Consider the following 3,711-nt stretch of genomic DNA (forward strand, 5'->3'; position numbering starts at 1 on the left):
TGTCCTTCACGAGCACGTAGTACTTGAAGGTGACCTCGTCGGTCCACTCGGGCTTCGTTTCGTAGGAGGTGATGATCTGGAACCATTCGCGCGTGCGCGCCTTGAACTGGTTCTTGCTGACCTGGTACTCCGGCGTCATCACCTTCTTGCCTTCGATCTTGTCGATCGAAAGGACCTTCTTCCCGCCGCCCTCAGGCTGCTGGGCCGGCGCGGAAACGGCGATGGAGAGAGCGAGAACGGTAGCGAAAGCGAGGCGATTCATGGATGTGTACATGTCCTCCTGCACGAGAGCGAGCATGACAGTAGAGCAAACTCACTGCAACGAAAAATCTTTGTAAGTGCCGAGAAGCGAGTGTCGAGTGGCGAGGGTACCCCACTCGACACCCGCCACTCACCACTCCCCACTCCGCCCTATTGGCAACCACCCCCCATCTGGGTATATTGCATAAATGCGTTATCGCAACAAACTGCTCGCCGCCGCCGCACTGGCCGCCGCGGCCCTCGCCACAACTCCCGCCGGCGCCGGGACGAACCTCCTCCAGAACGCTAGTTTTGAAACGCAGGGCAGCGGTAGCGACGAGACTGCGTACCGTTGGAATTACAATAACCCCGATACCCACGGCGGCATATGGGGCACTTTCTCCCGGCGTGGTTGGCGCAGTCACAGCGGCTCGTGGGAAGGCGCACTTCAGGGATCGTGGATAAATCGTGGCCCCGATGGCGGCGCATGGCAGGAAGGCCCCGCTATTCCCGGCGGCTTGTACGAAGCTTCCGCTTGGTTCTGGGCCGACGTTCCAGGAACAGGATCAGGTGGACCGTGGACATCGCTGGTCCAAGAGCTGAAGATTGAGTTCTACTCGACGAACTTCGGTTCCGCGATCATGACGTACCAGACCAACCTTGGAGTCATCACGGAAAGTTGGACACAGAAGACACTCCGCGCCACGGCGCCATTCGATGCGGCTTGGGCGAGGTGGGTTGTCGCAGTCGTTGGAGTTGGCTCAAAGGGCGCGCTGCAGTTTGACGATGCGGAACTTCGGCTTATCACGCCACGATCACAGGATTTCAACGACTGGACCTCTCAAACAAACGATAATACTCACGTCCGTGACGATTGGATCCTGAGCACCGGCAAGACGCAGACAGCAGATTCGCGTTCTGGCTACTGCGCCAACCTCGGCAACGCAGGTACGGTCAGCAACAGTGGACACTTCCTCCGCAGCGTGGCCTTCTCCAACGGCGTCGGCACCGTCAGCTTCTGGTACCGGCACGCCACGGGCACCAACGCTCTGACTTACGAAGTCCAAGTTTCGCCAGACGGGACAAACTGGTCCGTTCGCGGCGGCATCACAAACTTCCTCGGTACGAACTACTTGCGGTTCACCAAGTATATCTACGAGCCTGGCATGCAGTACGCACGGATCTATCACACATCGGGCGCTGGCCGATTGCTTGTAGACGACGTTACCGTTGACGAGCCATCGACCATTCAGCGCTACGTCGATTTCGACGACTGGCCGAACAGCTACACAACATTCTCATGCTACTCATACGCCGGCTGGGAACTGTGCACTGGAAGAATCAATGTGGCGGACGCTGATGCCGGACAATCTGCTCAGATTCTGGGGAGCACATCTGGCGGCAACTACCTGCTATCTCCACTCTTTGTCGACGGGGTTGGGGAAATCAACTTCTCGTATCGAGCTACAACAAATACGAGCGCCCTTGCATTTAGCATCCAGACATCGACCAATGGCTCCAGCTGGAACACCGCCGCCATTTATACAAACATCACAAACACGGCCTACGCCGATGCCTCGCAGTACATCTATGTAACCAATGCCGCATACGTTCGCATTCGCCACGAAGGCAGCTCGACGTCAAACAGTCTACTGGTGGATTCCGTGGACGTGGATACTCCGTACCTTTACCGAAGCCAGAATTTCGATACGTGGCCGAGCAAGAATGCCTATACCAATGCGACGTTCCAAGGATGGCGTGTATTTGATGCGAAGATTTACGACTCGATCACGAGGACGAATGTGCCGTTGTCGGGAAACGTAGCCGTTCTGGACGATACGGTCAGTGCACACGCCTATCTTCAAAGCCCATATTTCCCCGACGGGGTAGGAAGTATTTCATTTTCCTACCTCGTGGATGACGCCACCCCTCCCGGCAACATCCGATACCAAATCCTTACGTCAACAGACTCCGTGACATGGGTAACGAATGACACCATTACCGGAATCACGAATAATGACAACTTCGCGCAATACTCTCAGTACCTGTATCTCACCAATGGCCTCTATGTGCGCGTCTACCACACGAGCGGCGCCTCGAGAGTCGTCTTTGACAGCATAAGCGTCGCCCCTCCCTCGCCACCTGCTGATGTGACGATGAATGGCTACATAACACCGACACAGCCGTGGACAAGTAACACGGTGTATGTGAACTCGGACATTCAGACGTTTTATGGCGCCGCGGTTACGAATCTGAGCGCCTTTTACCGAATCGGAACATCAGGCGCTTTCACGGCCCTAGGCATGCAATTCTCAAACGGCGTGACCTATGCTTCGACGTCGGCGATCCCGGCCCAAACGGCGGGCACCAGGGTCCAATATTACGTCCGTTGCGACTTTGCGGGGCCTGCGAGTATCTCCAACAGCCCACGGTATTACCCAAGCACCGGATCGAACAGCCCGGCTTCATACAGCATCCCCCGTGCGCAATCGGGACAAGTGTGGATCAATGAAATAAACTACGTGAGCGACTTTATCGATGACACGCAAGAGTTTGTGGAAGTCTGTGGCCCTTCAGGTTTCGATTTGAGTGGCTGGCAAGTCGATCTCGTCCAGGGCGGCACCACCAACGGGACCTTTTACTCGTACGGGCTATACACGATTCCGAACGGGGTGGTCCTTTCGAATGATTCAAACGGGCACGGCTTCTACGTCTTGGGCGACCTCGAACTGACGGCCCGGGACCAATCGCTCACGTATACAAACCCGGTGGATTTCTCGCAGATTGCTGACGGCTACGATCCAAGCGGCGTGAAGCTCTACAATGAGGCGGGCGGCCTTGAGCAATTCATCTCCTACGAGGGTACACTAATTCTCGCTACGCAAATTGCCGCAAAGGAGGATTATCCGGCATCGCAGGATCCCAATAGTATTCAACTGACGGGTACAGGGTCGACGTTTGGCGTTTTCGCATGGACAACAAACACGATGACACCGGGCGCGGCAAATTTCGGTCAGAGCTTCCCGCCGACTGGTCCCGCGGCGCCGCCCACTGTCTACTTGGCGAGCATGGTGCTGGGAACGAATATCGTCATGACCTTCACGGGGAACTCGAACAACTGGATCGTGCAACCCTACCTCACGACGAACCTGACAAGTCCGCAAACTTGGCAAGCCGTAACACCTTACAATAGTTCCACGAACTCCGTCTGGTTCGACCGGCCGACATCGTGGTGGTACTACATCTTCCGCCTGAACCTGACAAACTAGGTTTGCAGATTCGTTTCAAAGGCTGGTCCACAGCCCCGCAGGAATTGCGGTGCGGCGAGAAATCACTAGTCGTCCTGACCTTCCCCCGTAAAACGCGGCCATTTTCAAAGCGAGTCCTCTGGTCTACAAGCAGAAAGAGGAGGACGAGCGATGAGGGGAAAACGGTTCAAGGAGGAGCAGATCATCGGGGTGCTGAAAGAGG

General features: G+C 56.0%; 2 protein-coding genes. One reads left to right on the forward strand and one right to left on the reverse strand.

Annotated features, from left to right (window positions below):
- Positions 1–262: hypothetical protein (locus tag K1Y02_25910; GenBank protein MBX7259817.1), on the reverse strand; the 262-nt coding region annotated here is incomplete at its 3' end.
- A 187-nt stretch (positions 263–449) separates the two neighbouring features.
- On the opposite strand from K1Y02_25910, the gene K1Y02_25915 reads away from it, so the two are divergent.
- A complete protein-coding gene (locus K1Y02_25915; GenBank protein ID MBX7259818.1) occupies positions 450–3,509 on the forward strand; it encodes a hypothetical protein in 3,060 nt (1,019 codons plus the stop codon).
- Positions 3,510–3,711: the final 202 nt, after the last annotated feature.

It is taken from the genome of Candidatus Hydrogenedentota bacterium (genome assembly GCA_019695095.1).
Classification (GTDB): Bacteria; Hydrogenedentota; Hydrogenedentia; order Hydrogenedentales; family SLHB01; genus JAIBAQ01.

Coding starts and splice junctions, on each gene's coding strand:
- K1Y02_25915 (MBX7259818.1), top strand. CDS start 450: ATGCGTTATCGCAACAAACTGCTCGCCGCCGCCGCACTGGCCGCCGCG.